We start from the raw sequence: 25,429 nt of genomic DNA, 5'->3' as shown, positions 1-25,429 counted from the left end.
TTACGGCTTTACCGTAAAGCTGGTTAGAACTCCGCTGACAAACTGTGCACTTACGTGACGTCCGTTTGCCACGGAGTATTCCCGCGTCATTACGGTGATGGAGCCTTCCTGTTTCTGGCTGGCGAGCTCCGCCGGGCCTAGCAGGGCTTCTACCTGGGCGATGGTCTGGCCCATCTGCAACTGGGCAACAGCGTCGTTCGCCGGAGGTGGTTCCGGTACATTCTGGATTGCTGATTGGGTCTGGGTGTTGAAGTCGACGTACTCTGCCAGCGCCTTGCGGATGCCTTCAGGAGTTGCTGCGCCTTCGGGAATTCCTTTTGGATATTTGATGTTGAAGCGGCTGCCGCCCTTCAGGCGAAGTTCCGCCTCGCGGGTGTTTCGCTGCTGGGTCATGATGGCGTTCTGGGCGGTGATGGCGGTATTGTCCCGCTCGCGCTGGCGGCGCATGCGATCAAGATCATCCTGCAGACGGTCGCGGCGGTAGCGGTCTTTCTCGTTGCGGATCTGGTCCTGAAGTTCCCGTTCGCGGGAGGACTCGTAGCGGAGCGGCGCTGTGGGATACGCCGAGGACAGGGCCGAGGTGTCCGCCATGACGCCGAAACCACCGCCGGCTAACTGGAACTCAATATGGTCGCCCTTTACGAGCACCTTCGTGATCATGACCTGATCGCCCTGGTGAATGGCTATGCCATACCGCTTGATCGAGTTGGCGAGTTTGCGGATGTCCAAAGGGATCTCCGCTGCCGGCTGGATCTCCACGCCTTCCTGAGTGCCGGGCATGTCGATCTTTACGACGACCGGTCTGCCCTCAAAGGACTGCCGCAGCGTTGTATCGTCCTGGGCGGAGGCGAGGGATGAAGCTGTTAACAGGGCAAGAAGAGATAGCGTTGCACGCATGGCTTGCAGTGATAAGCGATTCATGAGGTTCATTTCAAACGTTCCAGTTTTCCTTTTCGCTTCACAATATTTTTGTAGTCCCACTGTATCTCGCGCGATTTTGCCAGCCATTCTGTCAGCGCCTGCTCGTCAATCTGCTTCGCGCTGGTGTAGCGGATGGAGGCATCTTTGAACTTACCGGTGCCTGGCTGCAACTCCGCAACACCGAAGCTGGCGCCGCTCCAGAACATGAGCCGGACGCTGTCTTTCAGCTTGTCGTAACCGGTGATGGGGTTGCCGTCGAGGAACCACACCGGGTGGGCGTGCCAGATTTTGCTTTCGGCCTCGGGCAGGTTGCGGTGAATGATCTTCGAAAGCCTGTTGCAGATGGCCTTGTCTTCTGCGGTCCGCGAATTGTTGTATTCCTGGATTGCCGGAGGGATTGGCATGGCGGAATTGTACTGGGTGCGCACTCGCAGGTGATGTCCGATATCTGCTTGTGATGCATCTGCTACCTTAAGCCCTGAACCATGACCAAAGCAGTTCTTCTTCTCGAATGCCCTGACCGCAAAGGCCTGGTAGCGGCCATTATGAACTTTCTCGTCTCGGAGTATGACGCGAACATTCTTCATGCCGGCCAGCACCAGGACGCCGAGCTGGCGCGTTTCTTCATGCGGATTGAGTTTGAGTGTGCACCGGAGTTGCTGCATCGGCGTGTCTTCGCAGAGCGGTTTCGCACGCTTGCCGATGAGTACCAGATGCGCTGGCAGCTTGCCGAGAGTGACGCGAAGCTGCGGGTGTGTCTCTTTGTCTCGCAACATCTGCATTGCCTGGCGGATCTGTTGCAGCGGTACCAGGCTGGCGAGCTTGCCTGCGAGATTGCGCTGGTGATTGGCAATCATGCGGAGGGCGAGAAGCTGGCAGGGTTTTATGGTGTTCCGTTTGTGTATCTGCCGGTTGCTAACGGCAACAAGGTCGAGGTGGAGGCGGAGCAGCAGCGCCTGCTCGAAGAGCACCGGATCGACCTGGTGGTACTGGCCCGCTACATGCAGATTCTGTCAGAAGAGTTTGTGGCGAAGTGGCCGTCGCGCATCATCAATGTGCACCACTCCTTCTTACCTGCGTTTATTGGGGCCAGGCCGTACCATGCGGCCTTTCATCGCGGTGTGAAGCTGATTGGCGCGACCAGCCACTACGTGACCAGCGACCTGGACGAGGGGCCCATCATTGAGCAGGATGTTGCGCGCGTAACGCAGGGCGATACGATTCCGGATTTGATCCGCAAGGGGCGCGACCTGGAGCGCATTGTGCTGTCGCGCGCGGTGCGCTGGCACCTGGAGCACAGGATTCTGTACTACGCCAACAAGACGGTGATCTTCGACTAGCTATTTTGCAATCGTGATCCTGCGGATGACGACTGGAGTGTCTGGCCGGTTATGCGCGTTGCGTGGGACGCGGGCAATGGCGGAGACGATCTTCACTGATGCCTCATCACACTGGCCGAAGATGGTGAACTTGTTGTCGAGTGCGCTGCGCGGCTGCTCGGTAATGAAGAAGGAACTGTCGTTGGTATTGGGGCCTGCGTTGGCCATGGCCAGGCGGCCGGGGCGGTCGAAGCTGAGGCCGGGAGCGCTTTCGATATCGTAGGCCAGACCGATCTCGCCACCGCCGGTAGAGCCGCCGGGGTAGTTCTGGTTCTGGATCATGAAGTCGGGCAGAACGCGGTTGAACAGCAGGCCGTCGTAAAACGGCTTACCGTGCATCACGCGTTTGGTGTGCGGCATGGTCCAGTCTTTTGTGCCCGTAGCCAACCCGATGAAGACACCGGTAGCGATGGGCGCTTCCTTCTCAAACAGGCGGCACGTGAGCTGGCCCATGGAGGTGTCGATCAGAGCCGTGCGGCCTGTTGGGTCCGGCGGAGGAATGAAGTTGCCCGGCATGGGAGTGGGCTGAGGTACGACAGTGGCAAGGTCAACATTGGGCGCGACGGATGGCAACGGTTCGCCCGGCGGCACGATGGTGATTTTGTTGATGGCCACCGGCTTTGAGGGGTGGTTGTCGGTAGCGACCAGCAGATGCGTGATGCTGGTGACTGTGCCGGCGGCATCGCCGTCGCACTGGCCGAAGATGGCGCCCCGGTTGCCTTCATCCATCTCGGCATTGGCGTGGTCAGTGATGAAGAACATGGAGCGGCTGATCTTGCCTTCACGGATCGACATGGCCAGCCGGCCGGGACGATCGAAGGTAAGGCTCTTCGCTTTCTTGACGGCAAGCGGATCGCCCGCGACGCCCTTGCCGCCGCCGATGCGGTCACCGGCAGAGATGGCAGCCGTCAGTCCGAAGATCGCCGTGCCATCGTAGAAGGGTTTGCCGTGCTCCACTGCGCCGGTCGCAGGGTTCTTCCAGTCCTGTGTCCCCTGGGCAAGGGCAATGAAGTTCGCCGTCAGTTCCGGCGCCTGGGTGGCGTAGAGCGTGCATGCGATGCGGCCCATGGAGGTGTCCATCACGGCGGTTGGGCCCGTGGGTGTTTTTCCCGCATGTGAGACCGCCACGGGGCGTGGACGGGTGGCCTGCGCCATCAGGGGTGTGCTGATGATCCATGCGGCCAGCGCCGCACCCGGCAAAGTCTTCCACATCTTCATGCTCTTGGTTATAGCAGCGTGACGCGGAGATTCGTGGCTTGCCTGTGTTGCTTTCCATCTGGCACCATCGTTACGTTCTGGCCTTTGATCCGTTGACAGGAGAAAGCATGATGCGTGTTGGGCGTTGGATGATTGCGATGTGTTTGTTGGTGGGGCCTGCCGCGGTGAAGGCACAGACCCCGGCGGGAATGACGGGAAGCTGGGCGACGGCTCCGGTGCAGGTGCTGGCAAAGCCGGCGGAGGCCAGGGACCTGACGATTCGAAACATCGTGCACGTCTCGCTGGGTTCGACAGATACGGTGAGCGTGCAACTGACTAACGAGTTTGGGTTAGAACCGTTGACTGTTGGCGCGGCCAGCATCGCGTTGCGACAGAGCGCCGATACGGTTGCTGCTCCGGTTCCGCTGCTGTTCAACGGGCAGGCAAACGTTGTTATCCCACCGGGGAAGTTTGTATGGAGCGACCCGGTGCATCTCGTCTTTCCGGCGATGAACGATGTGGCTGTGAGCCTGTTTGTGCCGTCGCAGCCCATGACCTTTGTCTCGCAGCATAATTTTGCGAATGCGGTGAACTATCTTGCCGCGGGCAACCAGGCCACGGCTCTCTCGTTGACGGATGCGACGAAGCTGACGAGCTTTCGCTATCTGAAGTCGGTCGCAGTGTCCTCGCCTTCGCGTGGAGCGATTGTCGCTTTTGGAGACAGCATTACCGATGGCTCCAAGAGCACAGCGGACACCAACCAGCGTTGGCCCGATCTGCTGGCGAAGCGGCTGGTGGCGAACCCGGCCACGGCGACGGTGGGTGTGATGAATGTCGGTATCGGCGGCAACCGTATTCTGCATGATGTGACCGGTCCCAGCGCGCTGGCGCGGTTTGATCGCGATGTGCTGGAGCTGGCGAATGTGAAGTACATCGTGCTGCTGGAAGGCATCAACGATATTGGCCACGCCTATGACCCGGCCAATGCGTATGACCGTGTTTCGGTAGAGGAACTGATTGCCGCGGACCGTCTGCTGATTACGCGTGCGCATGCCAACCACATCAAGGTCATCGGTGCGACGCTGACGCCGTACATGACGGCGAAGTACGCTTCTCCCGCGGGCGAGCAGGTACGCGCTGCGCTGAACAACTGGATTCGCTCCAGCGGGGAGTTCGATGGCGTGATTGATTTTGACAAGGCGACACGCGACCCGGCCAAGCCGGCCTCGTTTGCGGCGGCGTATGACAGCGGCGACAACCTTCATCCGACGGATGGCGGCATGAAGGCGATGGCGGATTCGATTGATCTGTCGTTGTTCGCCAAGTAGCTGTAGACAAAAAAATAAAAGCGCCCGGGGAGCATCCCGGGCGCTTTTCTATTTTCAGGATAGCAAGCGGTTTGGATAAGAAACAGGCTGTTTTTCTTCCTGTGCGACGGCTACTGTGGTCCACCTGGCGTCAAGCCAGCTTCGTGGAGGAAACATGCGGGATTTCAAAGGCAAAGTTGCCGTGATTACCGGCGCGGCCAGCGGTATCGGCAAAGGCATGGCAGAGCGGTGCGTGCAGGAGGGGATGAAGGTTGTCCTTGCAGATATTGGTGAGGCGGAGCTGGCCATGACGGAGGCGGAACTGAAGGCTGCTGGTGGCACGGTGCTGGCGCTGAGAACCGATGTGTCAAAACGCGGCGACATGGAAGCCTTGGCACATCGTGCCTTCGATGTCTTCGGCGCGGTGCATCTGCTGTGTAACAACGCGGGAGTGGCCGCGGGAGGCGCTCCGTGGGAGGCGACCTGGAATGATTGGGAGTGGGTTGTTGGCGTCAACCTGTGGGGCGCAATTCACGGAGTGAAGGTCTTCACTCCGCTTATGATGGCGCAGAATGTGGAGTGCCACATCATCAACACTGCTTCCGCGGCGGGGTTAGTTGCTGGTAGTGGATCCGGTCCGTATGCTGTGACCAAGCATGCCGTGGTCGCGTTGTCTGAGAGTCTGTATCTTGCACTGCAGCAGAGGAAGTCGCTGGTGAGAGCATCTGTACTTTGCCCAGGGATGGTCCGCACCAACATCGGAGAGATTGAACGTGCCCGTCCCGAGGAGCTTCGCAATGCGTCAGTGGAGAAGACCACGGAGAGGGAAGCGGGTCTCGCGGCTTTCAAGACGTTGCTCGACCGCGCAATGTCGCCAGGGCGGGTGGCGGATGTGGTCTTTGAAGCGATCGGGGACGAGCGGTTCTATATTCTTCCGCATCCGGAATGGATAGAGGCTGTGCGGCTTCGAACAGATCAGTTACTGAGCATGGAGAATCCGGTTAGCCCGGCGGCAACGATTATGAAGATCCTTAATCATTCGTCATGAAGCTACGAGCAGGACTTCCCGTCATTGGTTGGCCGCATCTTAATGCGCATGATTCGCAAACTGAAATCCGGAGAGTTTCGCATCTATAGCCGTCATGCCGATAAGAAGACCGGCAAGCGGAAGAACCTGGGCACCTTTGCGAGCCGTGAGGCTGCGGAGAAACATGAACGGGAGATTCAATACTTCAAGCACGGATAAGCTACGCTGGCTGTGCCTCAGAAAGGTGTTGGTCCGTGGTTTACAGCCGTCGTGACTTTTTGACAACAGCCGCCATGGCGGCCGCGGGTTATGCCCATGCACGGCCCGTGGTCTCGCGGCCGCTTACGATCGACGCGCATGTCCACGTGTGGGCCAACGGTGTAGCATTCCCGTTTGCCGGGGGAGCCAATGTTCCGGCTGGTCTGGACGCATCCGTGGAAACGCTGGTGCGTCGCATGGAGCAGAACCACGTTGCGCGCACGGTGCTTATCCAGGTGATCCATTACAAGTGGGACAACCGGTATCTGGTCGACTGCCTGCGGCGATATCCGAAGATGTTTGCCGGTGTGTGCCGTGTGAATCCCGAAGATCCTGATGCTGCCGACCAACTGAGCCATTGGACGGAGCAGGGCTGCCGGGGCGTGCGGCTCAGTCCGGCAGCGGATGCCTCCGGCGACTGGATTCGCGGTGCCCGGATGGCTGCGTTGTGGAAGCGCTGCGAGGAACTTCGCGTGCCGATGACGCTACTGATTCCTGCATCACGACTTGCCGATGTGCAACCGCTGATCGAGCGGCATCCCGAGCTCACGGTAGTGATCGATCACATGGCCGACTGCGCGATTGACGATGAGAAAGGGCAGGCACAACTGTTGGCGCTGGCTCGCTATCCGCGGGTCTTTGTGAAGATCACGCACCTGTGGTCGCTGTCGCGGCAGGCGTATCCGTTCCGCGATACCTTCGCCCTGGTGGCCCGCGTATGCGATGCCTTTGGCTCGCAACGCATCATGGGTGGAACGGACTGGCCCATCAAGACGGAGCTTGCCGGCTACGAACAACGCCTCGCGCTCTATCGTGACGCGCTGACCTTCCTGAACACAGACGAGCGCAAAGACGTGCTCTTCGGGACCGTGCAACGTGTGTGGCCCTTTGGGCTGTGAGCAAAGTAAAAGGGCACAGCCGCAGCCGTGCCCTTTGGTTCGTGTAATTGTTTAGCGGAAGGTGACCTTGTAGGTCACTCCGGGTTTGAGCGTGAGCTTGCCATCGGCGCCGACCTTCGATCGGTCAGAGGCGGTGACGCCGGCAATGCTTTGGCCTGCGGGCAACAGCAGGTGAAGGGTGCTGCCGTGCGCAGAGAGCAGACTCATGGACGTGACCTTGCCAGTCTTCCAGGTGATGTCTGCAACGGCACCTCCGCGCAGATGCACGCCCTGCAGATTGCCTTCTGTCCACTGCGTGGGCAGCGCGGGCAGCAGTTCGATCTCTGCTCCATCGTCCATCCAGCGCGACTGCACCAGGGCTTCCAGCATGCCGTTGGCTGCGCCAAGGTTGCCGTCAATCTGGAAGACGCCCGGTGGATGGGTGTCCATCAGGTTAGGAAAGGTGGACTGGCGGAAGAGCACCTGCATGCTGTCATAGGCCTGCTTGCCGTCATGCAGATGGTCCCAGTAGTTGACTACCCAGGCACGTGACCATCCGGTCTGTCCGCCGCCGTTGTCCAGGCGGCGCTGCAGGGAGGTGCGTGCGGCCTGCGCTAGCTCCGGCGTGTGCTGCAGTGAGATCTGCGTTCCTGGAAAGAGTGCCCACAGGTGCGAGATGTGGCGATGGCCCGGAGCGCTGTCTTCATAATCAAGCTGCCACTCCTGCAGATTGCCCAGCTTTCCTACCTTGAACGGCGGCAGCTTGGCGCGGGCGTCTTCTACCTGTTTCAGAAAGGGATTGTCCTGGCCGAGGATGCGGCCGGTGTCGAGCGTGCGTGTGAACAGCTCGCGGATAATCTCGATGTCCATGGTGGGCGCCATGGTCAGCGAGTGCGGTGTGCCGTCAGACAGGTTGTACTTGTTCTCCGGCGAGAGCGATGGCCCGGTGACCAGGTGCCCTTCGCCATCGGGAGTCAGATAGTCGAGGAAGAACAGCGAAGCGTCATGCAGGATAGGCCATGCGCGCGCCGACAGGAAGTTGCGGTCCAGCGTGAAGGCGTAGTGTTCCCACGCATGCAGCGCCAGCCATGCGCCTCCCACGGGCCACACGCCGTACTGGTAGCCGTCAATGGGTTCCGCATCGCCCCACAGGTCAGTGTTGTGGTGGATGACGAAGCCGCGAGCGCCGTAGTAGTTCTGTGCCACCTTCATGCCGGTGCCGCTTGCCGGGGTGCGCACCATATCGACCAGGTTGATCAGCGGCAACGTGGTCTCGGAGAGTCCTGCTGGCTCAGCGAGCCAGTAGTTCATCTCCGTGTTGATGTTGATGGTCCACTTGGATCCCCAGGGATTGCTGATACCCGCCGCCCAGATACCCTGCAGGTTTGCGGGCAGGCCGTCAGGGCGAGAGGAGCTGATAAGCAGGTAGCGCGCGAACCTGAAGTAGAGCTCCTGCAGCGCCACATCATCCGCGCCTTCGCTCACGCGCTTCACGCGTTCGTCTGTCGGCAGAGAGAGTGCCGCCGTGTTGCTGGTCGCAAGGTGCAGCGACATGCGGTTGTAGATCGGCTGGTAAACAGCCTCGTGCGCGGCCATGAGCTGCGGCACACTCTGCGTGCGAGTTTCCTCCAGCACCTGATTGCACCGTGCTTCCGGGTCGCCTCCGGCGAAGGGTCCACCTTTGAAGTCTGTGGCTGCGGCAACCAGCAGTGTGACCGAGTTGGCGTTGCGGACGACAAGCTGTGCATTCTCTGCATGCACGCTGCCGCCCTGGGGCAGTGCCAGAAGCTCCCCGGCAAACCGTATCTGGTCTTTGTGAGATGGACCTTCGCGAAGTACCAGCAGGTTTTCGCCGCGTGTCTTCACGCTGAAGTCGGCGGGGCGGTCCATGCTGGCGTTGAAGTTCAGAGCACCCTTCCTGTCTGCTTTCAGGCGAATCACGATTACCTGTCCGGGGAGGGAGGCGAAGACCTCACGGGTGTAATGCACGCCGTTCTGCGTGTAGCTCACCTTCGCTACGCCGGTGCGCAGGTTCAGCTCACGGCGATAGTCCGTGACCGGGGCTTTCGATTCCGAGCGCAGGTACAGGTCGCCCAGCGTGCTGTAGCCGGGCATGCCCTTCGGGATGCCGATGAGGCTCTCCTGCGCCAGCTTTTCAGCTTCGGTGATCTTTGCGCCGTCGAGCCCTTTGGAGTCGAGCAGAAGCTGACGAATCTTCGGGAAGGCGTCATGCGCTTTGGGGTTCAGGCGGTCGGTGCGGCTGCCTTGCCAGAGGGAGGACTCGTTGAGCTGAATGTGCTCGTCGGTGCCAGAGGTGTGGCTGCCGTTGATCAACTCGGCGTTCTTTGCGGCGTCCTGCAAATCGCCGTTGTTGGGCAGGTTATTCGCTCCGCCAAAGATCATGGCACCCAGCCGGCCGTTTCCCACCGGCAAGGCGTGATCCCAGATGGGAGCCGGCTGTCGATACCACAGGGTATCTTCACTTGCCTGCTGGGCGGGAAGCGCTGAGCCGGCAAACAGGAGAGTGAGACTCGCAGTGGCAGACAGAAATTTATTTCGAGGTCTGTACATAATGTGGGCTCTTCCGCCCGGGGGCAGGGAGTTCGGTGTCCTTTTCGAAGTCAGAGCTGTTTTTGCAGAAGAGAGGAATCGATGTCTGCGCTATCTGTAAAAAACTATTTCTACCTGTCAAAAATGCTCGGGGAAACTTTATCAAATGCAGGGCACCGTTGTATGCCCAAAACAGGTTGCGACCGGGGAGATGTTGATCAAAGCGGACGAAGATTAGCTTCCAGCGTGCGATGATTTGATGATTCGGGAATTGCTTCGATTGTGATTGCGCTGCTGAAATGTCTCCTGCGGTGGCGAACCGGTATTGGTCTGCTTCCGGTCGCGTTGTTCTGCGCGATGGCTGTGGGGCAGGAATACTCTTTTCAGGTTTATGACCAGGCTGCCGGTTTGAAAGATCCGGCGGTCTTCTGCATGGAACAGGATCCCGATGGGACCCTATGGTTCTGCACATCCCATGCGCTGTACCGCTTTGACGGACATAGCCTGGAGGAGTTCGCCGATAAGGCCTTTGGCGATGACCAGATCTTCGGCCTGAAGATCGATTCGGATGGCAAGATGTGGATCAAAACGGGTTGGACTGTGAAATATGGCCGTCCTGGCGCGTTTCTTTCGCTGGACAAGGCGCATGTACAGGCCATTGTTCCGATGGGCGAAGCGGAGGCAATGCTGCTGGTCGATGACCACATCCTGCATGTGCAATATCGTGCAGGACAGTGGATTCAGAAGCCGTATCTGACGGAAGCGGAGTTGCGCGCGCATCCGGAGGCTGCAAAGCTGACCAGCCTGGTGAAAGACCGCGACGGAACACTGTGGGGTGGGTGCGACCGGAAGATCTGCCGCATTCTGCAGGGAAAAGTTACGGTCTGGGGAGATCTTCCACCGGACGACTGGTCGGCATTTCTGAAAGATCGCCACGGTGTGATCTGGGCGCGAGGCCAGCAGCGGACGGCCGTACTGACCGGTACACGCTTTGAGTTACGGGACAACCCGGATGCGCTGCTGCTGCAGCAGGACGTCCCGGACGCATCCCTGGTGGAGGACCGGGACGGGCACATCCTGACCTTCCAGGGGGATGAGGTCGCCAGCTGGGACGGAAGCCGTTGGACGAACTATCGTCCCGGCCAGTACACCGGTTATCCGGTCAGTTTTGTACGCGAGGACCGGAACGGATCGGTATGGATCGGCCGCTCGGCTATTGGTGTGATGCGCTGGGTTGGCTATGGGCAGACCGAGCACTGGACGCGGGCAACGGGGCTGGCCAGCAACCTGATCTACTCCGTAACGCGCGATCACCGGAACCGCGTCTGGATTGGCGGTGTCGCCGGGATTGATGTGCTGCAGGATGGCCTGGTGGTGAAGAGCTATCGCGGAAGCAATGCACAGCAGACGCGTTCGCTGGTCACGACCGAGGACGGTACGGTATGGGCCGGTACTTCGGTGGGCGGGCTGCTGCGGTTCCGCAACGATGGCGAGTTGGTGGTGCAGGCCAGGGATGTTCCGCACATCACCAGCATGTTTCCGGACCACCATGGGAACCTGTGGCTCTCCACATGGGGCGGGGTGTACCGGGTAGACATTGCGACCGGCAAGATGCAGAAAGAGGCCCTGATCCCCCGCGAATCTGAGAGCGTGTATGGCGGCAATGAGGATGCGGAAGGGAATCTCTGGTTTGCGACGGCGAAGGGACTTCTGCGGCGCACGGCGGACGGGACATGGAGCCTGGTCGCGCAGAGCCCCAATCCGCTTATAGAGGGATCGTTCGTCTCCACCATCGATCCGCAGCAGAGGCTGTGGGCAAGTTCGTTTGCCGGCTTTCTGCGCCGCTTTCAATTGAAAGATGGCCAGCTCACCGATGAGCAGCACATCGTTACGCCCTCCAGCTATCTGCGCACACACTACATCCTGTCGCACGACACGCGAGGCTGGATCTGGTTTGGTACCGACCAGGGGCTCGATATCTTCAACGGTCACAACTGGCTGCACATTACGGAAGAGGATGGTCTCATCGCGAATGACACTGACGTGTATGCCTTTCTGGCTGACGCGGATGGCAGCGTGTGGGTGGGCACCAGCCGCGGCATTACGCACTTTCTGAAGCCGGAAAAGCTGTTTGTGGAGAAGTCGCTCCATGCAAGGCTGCGCTCGGTTACCTTTGCCGGAAAACCCGTCCATCCTGACAGCCAGCAGACGCTTACCGGGCAGGGCGGAGCGCTGGAGGTCGGCTTCCGGGTGGATGAGGATCCATCGCCCTACAATCTGCGATTCACCTACCGGCTTGTGGGGCTTTCGGATGAGTGGCAAAGCACGTACGAGAGGTCCGCACGCTTCGTGGGACTGCCGCCGGGAACGTATCACTTCGAGTTTGTCGCGGAGAACCTGGGGCATGGGGTCCGGTCGGCTCCGGTTGGCTTTGACATTACGGTGCGGCCGCCGTGGTGGCGCAGGCCATGGGCGTATGCTGTGGCCGGTCTGCTGGTGGTTCTGCTGGCCGTTGCGCTGTGGCGGTGGCGCACCGCGCAACTGCGTCGCAGCCAGCACGCGTTGGAGCGCATGGTGGCGATACGCACCGAGGAACTGCACAAGGAAAAGGCCGAGCTGATTGCGGCCCGCGAAGAGTTGCGCGAGAAGGCAGAGCGCGACGGCCTGACCCGTTTATGGAACCGGCACACCATCCTCGACATCCTGGATCGCGAACTGGAGCTTGCCCACCGCAGCGGAGAGTCGCTGACCATTGTGCTGGCGGACCTGGACTACTTCAAACGCATCAACGACAGCTACGGTCATCTGGCGGGGGATGAGGTGCTGCGCACGGTAACGGGACGCATCCAGGGCTGGGTGCGTCCCTATGATTTCATTGGCCGCTTCGGAGGAGAGGAGTTGTTGATGATCTTCCCGGGGCTGAAGCTGAACCAGACGGCGGAACGGCTGGAGGGCCTGCGCCGCGTCATCAACCAGGATCCCTATAGCGTTGTGGGCCAAAGCATCTGGGTGACCTGCAGCTTTGGCGTAGCCGAGGCCAAAGCCGGCATGACACGCGAGCGTGTTATCCAGATTGCGGATGCCGCTCTCTACCGGGCCAAGGATGATGGCCGCGACTGCATCCGTATCGGCTCAGAGATCGCCTAAATTCGGCTGGTCCAGTGAAGAACGTCTTTATGCTCTTCTTACACTTTCCGTCCGAGAATTAAACCTGAGGCATTCGGGACGGAGGGAGACATGAAGTCGCCGATTGTGAAAACAGGTACCGGGCGGCGCATCTATCTGATGTTTGCAGGAGCCCGGCAGAAATCCAGCAAGCCAGAAACCCCGGCGAAGGACGATGACCGCTGGACCTTTATCGTGGCTTTCCTGCTGACCTTTACGGGCTGCATCCTCCTTCTCACCCTGTTTGATTTCCTGCGAAAACACACGTGGTAGGAACGCTATCTACGGGAGAGCGTGGACACAGATATGTCGATTCTCGATAAGGTTGTAGGTTCGGCCCTGGCGACCGAAGAAGAACACGGGCAAACCATCTCAGCAAAAACAGGGGTAGCGGTCTTCGGGCTGGATGCCCTGAGTTCCGCCGCCTATGGTCCGGAGGCAGCGTTGACGCTGCTGATTCCGCTGGGGCTTTCCGGAAGCTCGTATTTGATTCCCATTACCGCAGTGGTCATTCTGCTGCTCACCATCGTGTTCTTCTCTTACAGGCAGACCATTGATGCGTACCCTGGCGGTGGCGGCTCCTACACGGTTGCCGGGGCGAATCTTGGTGCGACCTCCGGCCTGCTCGCCGGTGCTGCGTTGATGATTGACTACATTCTCAATGTGGCCGTGGGTATTGCCGCGGGTGTTGGCGCGATCGTCTCCGCGTTTCCTGCGTTACAGGCGCATACGGTTGCGCTGTGCCTTGGCATCCTTTTCCTGCTGGCCTTTCTGAACTTGCGCGGCGTCAAGGATACGGGCGTTGCTTTTATTCTTCCTACCTACTGGTTCGTCTTCGCCCTGACAGCGCTGATTGCCGCCGGAGCGTGGAAGATCCTTGCTTCGCACGGACACCCCTCGCCTGTGGTGGCTCTTCCTGTACCCCCGGCTGCTGCGCTGGCACTGCCGGGAATCTGGCTGCTGCTCAAAGCCTTTGCCAGCGGCTGTACGGCGATGACGGGGGTTGAGGCTGTCAGCAACGGTGTCACGGCTTTCCGCCGCCCGGCTTCCACCCAGGCCAAAAAGTCGCTGAGCATCATCATCGGCATCCTGGTGGCGCTGCTTGCGGGGCTGGCGTGGCTTGTTCATGCGTATGGCGTGACTGCGACCGACCCTGGAGCTCCGGGGTACCAGAGCGTGCTTTCGCTGTTGCTGAGCGCTGTTGCGGGGCGCGGATTGTTTTACTACTTCACGATGTGCAGCATCACGCTGGTGCTCTGCCTGTCGGCCAATACCTCCTACGCTGACTTTCCTCGCCTGTGCCGCGTGATGGCGCTGGACCGGTTTCTGCCCTCTGTCTTTGGCGTGCGCGGCCGCCGCCTGGTTTACACGCACGGCATTGTCGCTCTCACGGTTTTTGCCGGAGCTCTGCTGACGGCATTCGGCGGCATTACCGACAAGCTGATTCCGCTTTTCGCCGTGGGAGCCTTCCTGGCTTTTACGCTTTCGCAGGCGGGGATGGTGGTGCACTGGTGGAGGCGCGGCAAGTTTGGCATGGCGAGCGTGAACGCTATTGGAGCCGTCGCTACGGGAACGACCGTTCTGATTGTGCTGGTGGCCAAGTTTACCGATGGTGCATGGATCACGCTGCTGCTGATCCCCACGCTTTACGTAGGGATGGTCGCTATCCGCAGGCACTATCACCATGTTGCGAAGAGCATCACCACGCATGCACCGCTGACGGTGCGTTCTACGGAAGAGCCGATTGTGATTCTTCCGGTCGATCGCTGGAGCCGTGTTTCGCGCAAGGCGCTTTCGTTCGCCATGCGGTTATCTTCCGATGTGCGCGCCGTCCATGTGGGAGGCACGGGAAGCCACTGCATGCTGGAAAACCAGTGGAAGGAGATGGTGGAAGAGCCTGCGCGGAAGGCCGGTGTACCTGCACCGACGCTGACCAACGTGCATTCTCCCTATCGCTTTGTTGTCCACCCTATCCTGAAGTTCGTTTTCGAGGTGGAGCGGCAGAACCCGGACAGCCTGATTGCCGTTGTTGTTCCGGAGCTGGTGGAACGCCGGTGGTATCACCACATCCTGCACAACCAGCGTTCGGCCATCCTTAAGGCGCTGCTTTTTCTGCGGGGCACCAAGCGCATGATGGTCATCAACGTGCCGTGGTACGTGGAAAAGAGCGACCAGGAAGACCTGCTCACGGAAAGCAGAATGTCGCGTCCCCCGGCCGGTGCACAGCGGCGTGGCGTGCTGGTTGCCCCGGCAGACTAGAGATGCTCACAAGAGGAAAGGCCGCCCATGGGCGGCCTTCTCTTATTCCGTGCAGCGCAGGTTTACTTCTTTGCGGCCTTTTTGACTTCCGGTCCGCTGGTCTGGGCCTTGGCGGACTGGATGGCGGGCTCGATCTGGTCAAAGTCCGAGATCTGCTGGAATGCCTTGTCGGTCACGATCCAGATGGTCGGGGTCTGGTTGATGCCGATCCGGTCGCCCAGGGCACGGTCAGCCTTGACCTCATTGGCCAGCTCGCCCTGCGGGTCAACGACGAAGGGCAGCTGCAGCTTGCGGTCAGCCATAAACTTCTGGGTGGCCCGCAGCAGGTCGTCCTTGCTGGCGATCATGGTCTGGTTGGCGAAAACTGCGCCGCGGTACTGGTCGGCGAGATTTTTGCCGTTGGGCAGCTTGTCCTGCATGTAGCGGGCGTAAACGGCCGCGTCAAAGCTCCAGATATGGGCTCCGCCCAGCGGAAAGTCCTTCTGGACCACCGGAACGCCGTACTTCATGCCCAGCTCATGTACCAGGGGGTAAGCGCGGGAGCAGGCGGGACACTCCAGGTCCACGAACTCCCAGATGGCCACTTTGGCGCCAGCCGGAGGCTTCAGCATGGAGGTGTCCTTGAAGGTTGTGGTCGGGGCCTGGCCGCCGACAAACTGGGCGACCGCGGGCATGGAGGCGGCGGTAAGAGCGAGGGCGAGCAGAAGTCTGGGCGTGCGCATCATATGAGTTAAAGGACGTCGCCGGGCTACCGGGGCGAGCAAGCTGATTTTACCCAATTTCCCGGGTGGGAGAATTTTGCGCAACCGCTTCCGTGCGGCGACAATCTAACAACAGACGAACGCCTGAAGATGACTCGACGCACACGTGCCCTTCGATCGGTAATTTCTGCCCTGCCGCTGGCGGCCACACTGGCCATCGGGCAGAGCGCAACGCAGTTTCCGCCGATTTCTAACCTTCCGGACGCCCCCTCGGCCGCTCAGACGACCTTTGCGGGTGTTCCCATCGGTGTGTCAACCCCGGATGTGCGGCGTCTTTCGCTCGATGAGGCCATCGAACTCGGCATGGAGAACAATCTGCAGCTGGTGGTCGCCCGCCAGCAGCAGCGGTCGCTGCACGGCCAGGTGGGCACCGCCCTGCAGGCCATTACGCCGAACATGTCGGTCTCCAGCACGGCCAGCCGTGCGAAGATCAGCCTGGCGGCCATGGGCTTCAGCCCCAGCAAAGCGGCGGGGCTTCTGGATGCTTTCGGCATCCCGGCAGACTCGATTCCCAGCCTGGTGAAGGTCGATACGGTCACCGCGCAGGTCAATCTGCAACAGTATTTGTTCAATATGCCGGCGATCGAGGTCTACCGTGCCTCCAAGTCGCAGCAGCAGGTGGCCGCGCTGAACACCGCGTCCGTGCGCGGAGAGGTAGTTCTGCAGGTAGGCACGACCTACCTGGGCATTCTGGCCGATGCCGCCAATGTCGCGAACAACAGGTCTCTGCTGAAGCAGGAAGAAGAGGTGCTGCGGCAGGCACGCGCGCAGCATGACGCCGGTGTAGGTACCAATCTGGATGTGCTTCGCGCGCAGTCGCAGTTCCAGCAGCAGCAGCAGGCGCTGATCAGCGCCGAGAATGCGCTGGCCAAGGACAAGATCGCGCTCAACCGGCTGATTGGCCTGCCCGCCGACCAGGCCATTGAGCTGAGCGACGTGGTTCCATACTCCGAGCTGTCGCAGATGTCTTTGCCGGATGCCAAGGCGCTTGCTTACCAGCGCCGTAAGGATTTTCTCCGCCTGCAGTCGCAGCTTCATGTCTACGAACTGGAGCGCCGCGCCATTACTTACCAGCGTCTGCCCGCGCTCAGCTTCCAGGGCAACTATGGCGTTACCGGCGGCTACCTGGCTGACTCCATCTACAGCGGCATGTATCACGGCACGTTTGCGGCCATGGCCAAGCTGGATGTCCCCATCTTTGCCGAGTCCCGCTTCCGTGGAGACCGCCGGATTGCGGACGCGCAACTGGAGTCGTTGCGCAACCAGATCTCTGACCTGCGTGTCGGCATCGACCAGCAACTGCGTTCGGCGATGCTGGATGTGAACTCGACCTCGGAGCGTGTGAAGGTTGCGGGATCGAATGTTGACCTGGCTTCGCAGGCTCTGAAGGACACCATTGACCGCTACCAGGCGGGCGTGGACGACAACCTTCCGGTGATCCAGGCGGAAGCGCAACTGGCCGCGGCGCAGTCACAATATGTGACGGCAAACTTCCAGTTCAACCAGGCCAAACTGCAGCTTGCCCGGAATACGGGTGTGGTGGAGACGCAGTATAAGAGTTATCTGGGACGCTAGTCGCGCAGTTCTGTGGTCTGTGTTGCGTGTTGTGGGTTTGCCGGCGCCGCAAGATACTGCGCCAGGCCAGCCAGCATACGTGAGACGTCGTCTGTCATTCGTTCCAAGGGAAGCAGTTGTTTCTCCTCAGCCATCCCAACCCGCTTTACGATTTCAAGCTGGGTTTGCAATTCGAAATTAGAACCACGAGCAATCAGTACAAACTGACGGAAGTCCTTTCTCGTCGCTCGCGCTGACCCTTCCGATATATTGCTGGCGATGGAGACAAGACTTCGCCGCATCTGTGCGCTGACCGTAGATTTCTTTCCTGGGAAAGGTCTCGGTCCGTTGATAGATTGCTTGTGCGAGAGCGATCGATTTCTGCCAAACAGCGAGCTCACGAAATGATTTGGCCATGGTGCAGAAAGCCTGGCGTTGCAGCAACGCCGGTCAACACACAACTCGCACCGCTTAACCCGCAACTACTCTTTGACTGCCTCAATCTTCACAGCCTTGTCGTTCACAAATGTCACGTCATAGGGCTTGCCGAGGTTGAAGTAGTGCACGGTGCGGTCGCCCTTTTTGGTGCTGCCGCTCTTGCTCACCTGACCCAGCGCCATCATCATCATGTTTTCGCTCATGCCCATTTTTGGCTCGTGTTTGTCGATGGCGGTCCAGTTGTCGGTTCCCCAGTGCTTGTAGAGCGTGCGGGGGTCGTCGTAGAAGAACATCTCGTCCAGGTAGAAGGTGTACTGTCCGTTCTCGATATAGCCAACGGTGGCGGCGTACTGGGCCTTCTCTTCCGGCCTGGTGAAGATGGCCATGATGGCTGAGCTGCCCTCGGGAATACGGAGTGTCTTCAGGCTGGCCGGGGGACGGGCTGTGATCACGTCCTTGATGTCCATAGGCTCGGCGCCCAGCAACGTGCCTGCGGGCTTCCACTGGACTGATTTTCCGGCAGCAGGGAAGTACTGCATCTGCCCACCGGCGGAGACCCAGACCCGTTTGCCGACCAGGTCCCTGGCGTCCTTCATGGAACTGGGGTAAAGGTGCTTCAGGTGCACCATGTCGTCGTCCGTCAGCTTCCACTCGAAGGTGGGCTTCTCCGTGGTCTCCGTTGCAGCCTGGTGGCGTTGGTAGGCGATCATGCCGAGCCGTCCACCTACCGCGAGGACGACGACGAGGGTACAGCCGAGGGCAATCTTCTTCCCGTTTTCCATTTCAAAAAAGATTACTCTACCGGTTCAGAAGATGCCTGGAGTTCGTGGACGGGCAGCAATTCTTCGGCGCTCAACTGGTCAACATCGCGCAGCGGCTTGAACAGGACGCTCCACAGGCCGGTGACGGTGAGGGAGAGGACACCGCCTATCACCACCGCGCGCACGGCTCCCAGCCACTGTGCCGTAACGCCCGACTCGAATTCGCCGAACTCATTCGATGCTCCAAGGAAGAGCCAGTTCACGGCGCTGACGCGTCCGCGCATCTCGGGTGGTGTGGCCATTTGCAGCAGGGATGAGCGTACGACCACGCTGACCATGTCGCTGGCGCCGACGACGGCAAGCGCGGCCAGGGAGAGCCATAACGATTTGGACAGGCCGAAGACAATGGTGGCTACACCGTAGATGGCCACGCAGCTCAGCATCTTTTTACCCGCACTGTGGCGGATGGGCCGTACGGTCAGCAGAAGGGAGATGGTGAGGGCTCCTACGGAGGGCGCGGCGCGCAGCATGCCCAGGCCGGCGGGGCCGGCGTGCAGAATCTCCTCGGCAAAGATCGGCATCAGCGAGACGGCGCCACCCAGAAGCACGGCGAACAGGTCCAATGAGATAGAGCCGAGCAGCAGCTTTTTGCACCAGAGGTAGTCCAGCCCGGCGAGTACGGTCTTCAGGCTGATGTTCTTGGGACCGGCAGGAGCTCCCTGCGGCTTGACCATGCTGATGAGGACAACGAAGGACAGCAGACCGATGATCGTGAAGCAGTAGACAATCGGCGCTCCACGCATAGGCGCCAGGGTGCCCGTCAGTGGCAGGGTGAACAGGATGCCGCCGAGTGCGGGGCCTGCCGCATTGGCAATCTGGAAGAAGGTAGCGCCCCAGGTGACGGCATTGAAGAAATCATCCTTGGGAACAAGCTGCGGCACCAGAGCGGAGCTGGCGGGGCCGCTGAAGGCGCGGCCGGTGCCGATGAGGAAGAGCACCGCGTAGATAAACAGCACGTTCCTGGTGCCGGTGAGTGCGACCCACAACAGTGCCGTGGTACAGACTGCCTGCAGGATGTAGCAGATGCGGATGACGTTGCGGCGGTCGTAGCGGTCGGCCACGTGGCCGGCCACCAGGGCGAAGAAGATGCCCGGCAAGAACAGCGCGAGGCCGGTGTAGCCAAGGTCGATGGCTTTGTGCGTGATCTGGTAGACCTGCCAGGCCACGGCGATGGTCTGCGCTTCTGCGCCAAGGATGCCGAGCAGGCGTGCGGCCTGATAAAAGCGGAAGTTTCGCGATCGAAAAGCGCTGGCGGCCGAGCTCCGCCGTTGCGAAGAGTCTGACATTGCAGTCCTAATGCTTGCATATCGGCCATAGCGCCGTCATGCGGAGGTTATCCGGGTACGCAAGTAGGACGTTGGCCGGAGCAAAGGGTATTCTGAATTTACCCCCGATCATTACTTCTGAAAGAAGACGTATCCATGATTCGTAGGCCTCTAGCTGCAGCCGTGTCTCTGTTTTCCCTTGTTGCGCCGTTTGAATCGGTGGCCCAGTCGCCGGAGCCGGTACGCGCCAAACATGGCATGGTGGTCAGCATTCACCATGATGCCTCCGACGCTGGCCTGGAAATGTTGAAGCAGGGCGGCAATGCCGTGGATGCGGCCGTGGCCGTGGGCTTCGCCCTGGCGGTGGTATATCCGCAGGCGGGCAACATTGGCGGTGGCGGCTTTATGCTCATCCGCGATAAGCATGGCAAAACGCATTTCATTGACTATCGCGAGAAAGCTCCGGCCGCGGCCAGCGCCAACATGTACCTGGACGAGAAGGGCAACATCATCCCGCGGATGTCGATGACCGGCATGAAAGCCAGTGGCGTTCCCGGCACGGTGGCGGGTCTTGCTTACGCCGAGCAGCACTTCGGCAAGCTGGGGCTGGCAAAGGTCATGGCTCCAGCGATCCGCTTTGCGGAAGAGGGCTATACGCTCTCCGCCGGGGAGGTTGGTTCGCTGCACAGCGCCAACATGGCCAAGTTTCCGGAGTCGCACCGCATCTTCCAGCGCAATGGCGACTATTACAAGGCGGGCGAGGTTTTCAAGCAGCCGGAGCTTGCCGCCACGCTGAAGCGCATCGCCGCCGACCCGACCGAGTTCTATAAGGGCAAGATGGCCCAGCAGATCGCGGACTTTGAGGCAAAGAACGGCGGCAATATCACCGCTGCAGACCTGGCGGCGTATGAGGCGAAAGACCGCAAGCCCATTGAAGGCGACTACCACGGCTATCACATCATCACGGCTCCCCCGCCAAGCTCCGGCGGCATTGTGCTGATGGAGTCGCTGAACATCCTCTCCGGCTATGACCTGACAAAGTTCGGCGGCGACCGCAGCCCCGGGCAGGTGAACCTGATTACCGAGGCCTATCGCCGTGCCTTCATGGACCGTGGCGACTACCTGGGCGATCCGGACTTCATGAAGATGCCTCTGAAGGAGATGGCCAACCCGAAGTATGCCGCTGCATGGCGCAAGACCATTACTCCGGGCAAGGCGACACCATCGGCAGGTCTGGAACGGCCCGCGGGCTTCATGCCTCCTCCTCCGCAGGTTCCTCCCGTGAAGGACCACATGGAGACGACGCACTTTTCGACCATGGATAGCGATGGCATGGCTGTCTCCAACACCTACACGCTGAACTTTCTCTTCGGATCGTCCGTGACGGTGGAGGGTCTGGGTTTCCTGCTGAATGACGAGATGGATGACTTCGCTTCGAAGATGGGCGTGCCAAATGGCTTTGGGTTGATTCAGGGCCCGGCGAATGCGATTGCTCCGGGCAAGCGTCCACTCTCGGCCATGACGCCGACCATTGTCACTACAAAGAACCACTGGTACGGCAAGGGGAAGGTGCGCTTTGTGCTGGGCTCGCCGGGCGGACCGACGATTATCTCGACTGTTGCCAACGACCTGATCTCGATCTTCGACAATGGCCTGAATGTGCAGCAGGCGGCAGATGCTCCGCGCTTCCACCACCAGTATCTGCCGGATGAGTTGAGCGTCGAGAAGAAGTTCCCACAGGATGTGGCCGAGCAGTTGAAGGCGATGGGCTACAAGATCAAGCGGTCGGGCGAGTTCGACGAAAAGAACCCCGGCGTGTGGGGCGACAGCGAACTGATCGCGGTTGATCCGAAGACTGGCGAGTTGCTGGGTGGGCACGACAACCGCAAGGACTTTGGCAAGGCAGCAGGATACTGAAGAAACAGTTGTGAGTTGTTAGTCAGAGAGGGATGTGGCGACCAGGAATGGTGGCCACATCCCTTTTGCTTGCTGAATTGTGCTTTTCCTGGTGTCGTTACGCGGCGAAGCGGGGGAATTGGTTCCCTCCGTTAGGGTGCCAACTAACAACTAACAACTGTCTTACTTGAGCGCTTTTTCCACCGCTGCAGCGGCAAGGGGCTCCATGATCGCGTAGCCCGCATCGTTCGGGTGGACGGTCTTGTCTGTTGCCAGCTCTTCCTTCATGCCGCCTTCTGAGTCCACAAGGGCGGGGTAGTAGTTCAGGAATACGAGTTTCTCCTTCGCGCAATACTGCTCCATCCACTGGTTCAGTGTCTTGATGGTCTCCGCTGGCTGGACGTCGGGGTTCCAGAGGAATTTTTTTGCCGGCAACGTGCTGGCCAGCACCACGCGGATACCGTTGGCCTTGGCAATGGCCACCATGCTGGCAATGTTGTCCTGGATCATCTGCAGGTTTTCGGGGCCAGTGTTGCCCGCAACGTCATTGGTTCCGGCCAGGATGACCACGGCGGTTGGCTTCAGGTGAACGACATCCTGCTGAAAGCGGATGAGCATCTGCTGCGTGGTCTGTCCGCTGATGCCGCGGTTGATCCACGGTTTGCCGGGGAAGAACTTGCCGGTGCGGCGTCCCCAGCCGTCGGTAATGGAGTCGCCGTAGAAGACCACGCGCTTCTCTCCGGGTGCAGGCGGCGCCAGCTTGTCGTTGTCTTCGCGGTAGCGGCTGAGCTGTGCAAAGTCCAGAACGCGCGCCTGCAGGCCGGCGATGGTGCGCTCTGTCGGTGTGGAGATCTGCCCCGGCACCGGCGGCATCTTCTGCAGCGGCACGGTGACGGGCTGGGCCGGAGCGGCTGCCTCTGCAGGTTTTACCACCTGCTGTTCTGGAACCGGACTCTGTTCCTTTGGGGCCTGGCCCCATGCCAGCGCCGCACACATTGCTACAGGAAGCATTACAAAACCACGCATCGCAGAACCCTCCACGGTCCTCCATTCAAACACGCCAAAGTTACGTCATGTGCGTTACCTGACGAATCGTGAACCAAACAAACCACTTTCGCACCCAAGGGGGAGTGTCTATCGTCAAATGTTGGGATGCTACGGGCCATTTCTACGCACGTTTTTCTGGAACAGCGGCTGCACCCGGGCCTGCTGGATACCCTTGTGGCCGGGGGAGCTCAGGCCATTGAAGTTTTTGCGGCGCGCCATCACTTCGATTACACCGACCAAGCCGCTACCCGCGAGATTGCCAGCTGGTTCCGTTCCAACAACGTTGTTGCCACCCTGCACCAGCCGCTGCACGACCGCGCCTTCTGGTCGCGCGACCTGTCGCAGACGGTCAACCTGATTGATCCGGACAAGTCTAAACGCATTGAGGCGATGGACGAGATCAAGCGCGCGCTTGAAGCCGCGGACTATGTTCCCTTTGAAGCCATGGTGCTGCACCTGGGGCAGAAGGGGGACCTGTGGTCTCCACGTGCACTGGAGCATTCGCTGACAGCGATTGAACACATCAAGGCTTTTGCCGGTCCGCTCGGCATCAAGACACTGATTGAAACGCTGGACAACGACGTTACCAGTCCTGAACATCTTCTGGAGATTCTGACCGTGGGCCACTTCAGCACGGTGAACGTCTGCGCGGATATAGGCCACCTGAACCTGCGCGGAGCGAACGGTGTGGAAGAAGCCTTTGGCCTGCTGGCCGCACGCATCAAGGAAGTGCACCTGCATGACAACCACGGTATGAAGGATGAGCACCTGTGGCCCGGCAGCGGCACGATCGACTGGAAGAAGGTTTCGGAACTGATCGCCGGCCTGCCTCAGCCGCCGATGGGCGCGCTGGAGATTGCCCACGACCTGCAGGAGACAGCCGACTCCGTCGAGAAGAAGGCAACGGCCGCCTGGAAGCTGTTGGGCGCGTAAGCGACAAAGCCGCTGAAGTTGTCAGGAGTTTCGGTCGCGCAGCCACGCGTGGGGCGTAGCTCCGGTCACTCGCTTGAAGGTCCGCGTAAAGTGGCTCTGGTCTACAAAACCGGTCGCCGCCGCTACCATGGAAAGGCTTTCGCCTTGTACCAGCAATAGCTCCTGCGCTTTGCCGATCCGGGTATTGAGCTGATAACGATGCGGAGATACGCCCGTCGCCGCCTTGAACTGTCGCGCAAACTGCGACGGGGACAGGTCGACCAGCCGCGCCAGTTCGGAGAGCGAAAGGGCTGCATCCAGATGCTGGTGCAGGAAGTCGAGCACCTGGCGGAGCTGCAATGCGGAAAGGCCGGAGCCTTGCTTTCGCGGCGGACTCTGAAAGCAGAGGCTCAGAAGGGCAAGCACGAGCCCCTCTCCATACAAACGCGGGCTTTGCTCGCCGGCGTCGCATGCGGCGGCCAGCAGGCGGGCGCAGTCGACGGCGCGCTTATCCTGAAACATCAGGTCAGGTATCTGCGTTCTCGCCGGGGCCAGGTCAGGTCCGAGCAAATTCGCCAGCGATTTGCTGTCGAAGCTCAACCGAAGCTCGCGTACCGACTCGATGTTTTCCGCATAGCCCCAGGTCCGCATCTCGGCCGGAACAAAGCTGATGTGATGAGGCCGCTGCTGATGGAGAGCGACGGAGCGGCGCAGGTTTTCGCGCGCCTCGCACCGGCCGCCAATCTCCGCGAGCACAACGGTTAGGGTATCCTGCGGGCCTGACAGATCGTGCCAGGCGCGGCCCGGGTTGTTGAAGTGCTGCAGGTGGCGAACATCGATGCCGGCGACCTTTCGCAGGCTTCCACGTGCTGCCTTCATGCCGTGCGGGGAGCGGAACGCAAACTTGTCTGTCCCGTCTGAGGCTTGCATTCCGCACCCCCTTTCACGCAGATAGCATTTTCGTACTATAACAGCCGTTTCGTACAAGCTTTACGCGGTTTTTCTGCCTATGGTGAAAGACATGCCAGGAGGAAAAATGGCCGGAAAGCTTGAAGGAAAAATCGCACTCGTTACGGGCGGCAGCTCGGGAATCGGATTTGCAACCGCAAAGCAATTCATTCGCGAAGGTGCGTTCGTCTACATCACAGGCCGCCGCCAGGCGGAGCTTGACAGCGCAGTGCAGGCGCTAGGAGCGCAGGCAAAGGGCGTTCAGGCGGATGCCTCGAAACTTGCCGATCTGGACACGCTCTATGCGCAGATTCAGCAGGAGAAGGGCCGTCTGGATGTGCTCTTCGTCAACGCCGGGGGAGGTTCGTTCGCTCCGCTGGGACAGATCACGGAAGAGCAGTTTGACTCCACCTTCGACACGAATGTGAAGGGTGTTCTTTTCACCGTGCAGAAGGCGCTGCCGCTGATTCCCGACGGCGGTGCGATTGTGCTGAATGCCTCCATCGTCTCCGTGCAGGGCGTTCCCAGCTTCAGCGTGTACTCGGCCAGCAAGGCGGCGGTGCGCTCCTTTGCGCGCGGCTGGACCAACGACTTGAAGGAACGGAAGATCCGCGTCAACGTTGTCAGCCCCGGCCCTATCGATACCCCAGGGCTGAGCGGACTGGCGCAGAACGAGGAGCAGAAGAAGGCGCTGTATGCACAGCTTGCCTCCACCGTGCCGCTGGGCCGCGTGGGTGAGCCGGAAGAGATTGCCAAGGCGGCCGTCTTCCTCGCCTCCAGCGATGCCAGCTACATCGCCGGTATTGAACTGTTTGTCGATGGCGGTTCGGTACAGGTCTAGCAGGG

At 60.1% G+C, this 25,429-nt stretch carries 22 protein-coding genes; 12 read left to right on the top strand and 10 right to left on the bottom strand.

The genetic code is table 11. The annotated features are described in order from the left end of the window. Together OHL13_RS13410 and OHL13_RS13405 are read right to left on the bottom strand one after the other, a co-directional pair. A complete protein-coding gene (locus OHL13_RS13410; RefSeq protein ID WP_263410632.1) occupies positions 1-921 on the bottom strand; it encodes a hypothetical protein in 921 nt (306 codons plus the stop codon). A gap of 5 nt (positions 922-926) precedes the next feature. After that, a complete protein-coding gene (locus tag OHL13_RS13405) occupies positions 927-1,508 on the bottom strand; it encodes a DUF1801 domain-containing protein (RefSeq protein ID WP_263410631.1) in 582 nt (193 codons plus the stop codon). Between OHL13_RS13405 and purU the strand changes: the two genes are divergently transcribed. Beyond that, positions 1,467-2,261 (top strand): formyltetrahydrofolate deformylase, encoded by a 795-nt coding sequence (gene purU / locus OHL13_RS13400; RefSeq protein WP_263410630.1) that lies wholly within the window; start codon positions 1,467-1,469, stop codon positions 2,259-2,261. The genes OHL13_RS13405 and purU overlap by 42 nt on opposite strands. Here purU and OHL13_RS13395 read toward each other — a convergent pair whose 3' ends face one another. Beyond that, complete coding sequence (locus tag OHL13_RS13395; protein ID WP_263410629.1) at positions 2,262-3,512, bottom strand: peptidylprolyl isomerase; 1,251 nt, start codon at positions 3,510-3,512, stop codon at positions 2,262-2,264. Between the two features lie 50 nt (positions 3,513-3,562). On the opposite strand from OHL13_RS13395, the gene OHL13_RS13390 reads away from it, so the two are divergent. The 4 genes from OHL13_RS13390 to OHL13_RS13375 all read left to right on the top strand — a co-directional run bounded on the left by OHL13_RS13390 (position 3,563) and on the right by OHL13_RS13375 (position 6,988). Further along, positions 3,563-4,825: an SGNH/GDSL hydrolase family protein gene (locus OHL13_RS13390; protein WP_263411661.1), complete on the top strand. Its 1,263-nt coding sequence runs from the start codon at positions 3,563-3,565 to the stop codon at positions 4,823-4,825. A gap of 154 nt (positions 4,826-4,979) precedes the next feature. Further along, entirely contained in the window at positions 4,980-5,852 is an 873-nt protein-coding gene (locus OHL13_RS13385; RefSeq protein WP_263410628.1) for an SDR family NAD(P)-dependent oxidoreductase, read from the top strand. Between the two features lie 48 nt (positions 5,853-5,900). Continuing rightward, the gene (locus OHL13_RS13380; RefSeq protein ID WP_263410627.1) at positions 5,901-6,050 is read left to right on the top strand and encodes a hypothetical protein; all 150 of its coding nucleotides are present in this window, start codon (positions 5,901-5,903) and stop codon (positions 6,048-6,050) included. Between the two features lie 35 nt (positions 6,051-6,085). Continuing rightward, positions 6,086-6,988 carry an amidohydrolase family protein gene (locus OHL13_RS13375; RefSeq protein ID WP_263410626.1) on the top strand — a complete coding sequence of 301 codons (903 nt, stop codon included), beginning with the start codon at positions 6,086-6,088 and terminating at the stop codon, positions 6,986-6,988. A 51-nt stretch (positions 6,989-7,039) separates the two neighbouring features. Here the strand turns inward: OHL13_RS13375 and OHL13_RS13370 are convergent, their stop codons facing one another. After that, on the bottom strand, positions 7,040-9,538 hold the full coding sequence (locus tag OHL13_RS13370; RefSeq protein WP_263410625.1) for a glycoside hydrolase family 95 protein: 2,499 nt from the start codon (positions 9,536-9,538) through the stop codon (positions 7,040-7,042). Positions 9,539-9,874: 336 nt separating this feature from the next. Here OHL13_RS13370 and OHL13_RS13365 point away from each other — a divergent pair, with 336 nt between their 5' ends. The 3 genes from OHL13_RS13365 (at position 9,875) to OHL13_RS13355 (ending at position 14,941) form a co-directional block, all read left to right on the top strand. Further along, positions 9,875-12,664: a diguanylate cyclase gene (locus OHL13_RS13365; protein ID WP_399256086.1), complete on the top strand. Its 2,790-nt coding sequence runs from the start codon at positions 9,875-9,877 to the stop codon at positions 12,662-12,664. 90 nt (positions 12,665-12,754) lie between these two features. After that, on the top strand, positions 12,755-12,955 hold the full coding sequence (locus OHL13_RS13360; RefSeq protein WP_263410623.1) for a hypothetical protein: 201 nt from the start codon (positions 12,755-12,757) through the stop codon (positions 12,953-12,955). 33 nt (positions 12,956-12,988) lie between these two features. After that, positions 12,989-14,941 (top strand): APC family permease, encoded by a 1,953-nt coding sequence (locus OHL13_RS13355; RefSeq protein ID WP_263410622.1) that lies wholly within the window; start codon positions 12,989-12,991, stop codon positions 14,939-14,941. 62 nt (positions 14,942-15,003) lie between these two features. Here the strand turns inward: OHL13_RS13355 and OHL13_RS13350 are convergent, their stop codons facing one another. Further along, entirely contained in the window at positions 15,004-15,666 is a 663-nt protein-coding gene (locus tag OHL13_RS13350; protein ID WP_263410621.1) for a DsbA family protein, read from the bottom strand. A gap of 126 nt (positions 15,667-15,792) precedes the next feature. Here OHL13_RS13350 and OHL13_RS13345 point away from each other — a divergent pair, with 126 nt between their 5' ends. Then, positions 15,793-17,277: a TolC family protein gene (locus OHL13_RS13345; RefSeq protein WP_263410620.1), complete on the top strand. Its 1,485-nt coding sequence runs from the start codon at positions 15,793-15,795 to the stop codon at positions 17,275-17,277. Here the strand turns inward: OHL13_RS13345 and OHL13_RS13340 are convergent. The 3 genes from OHL13_RS13340 to OHL13_RS13330 form a co-directional block, all read right to left on the bottom strand. Next, positions 17,274-17,657, bottom strand: a complete 384-nt coding sequence (locus tag OHL13_RS13340) for a four helix bundle protein (protein WP_263410619.1) — start codon at positions 17,655-17,657, stop codon at positions 17,274-17,276. The two genes, OHL13_RS13345 and OHL13_RS13340, sit on opposite strands and share 4 nt — an antisense overlap. Positions 17,658-17,738: 81 nt before the next feature. Next, positions 17,739-18,476 carry a hypothetical protein gene (locus OHL13_RS13335; protein ID WP_263410618.1) on the bottom strand — a complete coding sequence of 246 codons (738 nt, stop codon included), beginning with the start codon at positions 18,474-18,476 and terminating at the stop codon, positions 17,739-17,741. Between the two features lie 11 nt (positions 18,477-18,487). After that, positions 18,488-19,801: an MFS transporter gene (locus OHL13_RS13330; protein WP_263410617.1), complete on the bottom strand. Its 1,314-nt coding sequence runs from the start codon at positions 19,799-19,801 to the stop codon at positions 18,488-18,490. 135 nt (positions 19,802-19,936) lie between these two features. Here OHL13_RS13330 and ggt point away from each other — a divergent pair, with 135 nt between their 5' ends. Next, a complete protein-coding gene (gene ggt / locus OHL13_RS13325) occupies positions 19,937-21,697 on the top strand; it encodes a gamma-glutamyltransferase (protein ID WP_263410616.1) in 1,761 nt (586 codons plus the stop codon). A 162-nt stretch (positions 21,698-21,859) separates the two neighbouring features. On the opposite strand, the gene OHL13_RS13320 is transcribed toward ggt, so the two are convergent. Next, the gene (locus OHL13_RS13320; RefSeq protein ID WP_263410615.1) at positions 21,860-22,687 is read right to left on the bottom strand and encodes an SGNH/GDSL hydrolase family protein; all 828 of its coding nucleotides are present in this window, start codon (positions 22,685-22,687) and stop codon (positions 21,860-21,862) included. A 141-nt stretch (positions 22,688-22,828) separates the two neighbouring features. Between OHL13_RS13320 and OHL13_RS13315 the strand changes: the two genes are divergently transcribed. Further along, on the top strand, positions 22,829-23,656 hold the full coding sequence (locus OHL13_RS13315) for a sugar phosphate isomerase/epimerase family protein (protein WP_263410614.1): 828 nt from the start codon (positions 22,829-22,831) through the stop codon (positions 23,654-23,656). A 21-nt stretch (positions 23,657-23,677) separates the two neighbouring features. Here OHL13_RS13315 and OHL13_RS13310 read toward each other — a convergent pair whose 3' ends face one another. Then, positions 23,678-24,565 carry a helix-turn-helix domain-containing protein gene (locus OHL13_RS13310; protein ID WP_263410613.1) on the bottom strand — a complete coding sequence of 296 codons (888 nt, stop codon included), beginning with the start codon at positions 24,563-24,565 and terminating at the stop codon, positions 23,678-23,680. A 106-nt stretch (positions 24,566-24,671) separates the two neighbouring features. On the opposite strand from OHL13_RS13310, the gene OHL13_RS13305 reads away from it, so the two are divergent. Further along, positions 24,672-25,424, top strand: coding sequence for an SDR family oxidoreductase (locus OHL13_RS13305; RefSeq protein ID WP_263410612.1), 753 nt, complete (start codon positions 24,672-24,674; stop codon positions 25,422-25,424). Positions 25,425-25,429 lie beyond the last annotated feature (5 nt).

Source organism: Terriglobus tenax, from assembly GCF_025685395.1.
Lineage (GTDB): Bacteria > Acidobacteriota > Terriglobia > Terriglobales > Acidobacteriaceae > Terriglobus > Terriglobus tenax.
The sequence above is the reverse complement of the archived record's forward strand: the minus strand, read 5'-3'. Positions and strand labels throughout refer to the sequence as shown.

Bases quoted from the DNA above. Each gene is read 5' to 3' on its own strand.
- OHL13_RS13410 (WP_263410632.1), bottom strand. From the start codon at position 921: ATGAATCGCTTATCACTGCAAGCCATGCGTGCAACGCTATCTCTTCTT.
- purU (WP_263410630.1), top strand. From the start codon at position 1,467: ATGAACTTTCTCGTCTCGGAGTATGACGCGAACATTCTTCATGCCGGC.
- OHL13_RS13405 (WP_263410631.1), bottom strand. From the start codon at position 1,508: ATGAAGAATGTTCGCGTCATACTCCGAGACGAGAAAGTTCATAATGGC.
- OHL13_RS13395 (WP_263410629.1), bottom strand. From the start codon at position 3,512: ATGTGGAAGACTTTGCCGGGTGCGGCGCTGGCCGCATGGATCATCAGC.
- OHL13_RS13385 (WP_263410628.1), top strand. From the start codon at position 4,980: ATGCGGGATTTCAAAGGCAAAGTTGCCGTGATTACCGGCGCGGCCAGC.
- OHL13_RS13380 (WP_263410627.1), top strand. From the start codon at position 5,901: ATGATTCGCAAACTGAAATCCGGAGAGTTTCGCATCTATAGCCGTCAT.
- OHL13_RS13370 (WP_263410625.1), bottom strand. From the start codon at position 9,538: ATGTACAGACCTCGAAATAAATTTCTGTCTGCCACTGCGAGTCTCACT.
- OHL13_RS13365 (WP_399256086.1), top strand. From the start codon at position 9,875: ATGGCTGTGGGGCAGGAATACTCTTTTCAGGTTTATGACCAGGCTGCC.
- OHL13_RS13360 (WP_263410623.1), top strand. From the start codon at position 12,755: ATGAAGTCGCCGATTGTGAAAACAGGTACCGGGCGGCGCATCTATCTG.
- OHL13_RS13355 (WP_263410622.1), top strand. From the start codon at position 12,989: ATGTCGATTCTCGATAAGGTTGTAGGTTCGGCCCTGGCGACCGAAGAA.
- OHL13_RS13350 (WP_263410621.1), bottom strand. From the start codon at position 15,666: ATGATGCGCACGCCCAGACTTCTGCTCGCCCTCGCTCTTACCGCCGCC.
- OHL13_RS13345 (WP_263410620.1), top strand. From the start codon at position 15,793: ATGACTCGACGCACACGTGCCCTTCGATCGGTAATTTCTGCCCTGCCG.
- OHL13_RS13335 (WP_263410618.1), bottom strand. From the start codon at position 18,476: ATGGAAAACGGGAAGAAGATTGCCCTCGGCTGTACCCTCGTCGTCGTC.
- OHL13_RS13330 (WP_263410617.1), bottom strand. From the start codon at position 19,801: ATGTCAGACTCTTCGCAACGGCGGAGCTCGGCCGCCAGCGCTTTTCGA.
- ggt (WP_263410616.1), top strand. From the start codon at position 19,937: ATGATTCGTAGGCCTCTAGCTGCAGCCGTGTCTCTGTTTTCCCTTGTT.
- OHL13_RS13320 (WP_263410615.1), bottom strand. From the start codon at position 22,687: ATGCTTCCTGTAGCAATGTGTGCGGCGCTGGCATGGGGCCAGGCCCCA.
- OHL13_RS13315 (WP_263410614.1), top strand. From the start codon at position 22,829: ATGCTACGGGCCATTTCTACGCACGTTTTTCTGGAACAGCGGCTGCAC.
- OHL13_RS13310 (WP_263410613.1), bottom strand. From the start codon at position 24,565: ATGCAAGCCTCAGACGGGACAGACAAGTTTGCGTTCCGCTCCCCGCAC.
- OHL13_RS13305 (WP_263410612.1), top strand. From the start codon at position 24,672: ATGGCCGGAAAGCTTGAAGGAAAAATCGCACTCGTTACGGGCGGCAGC.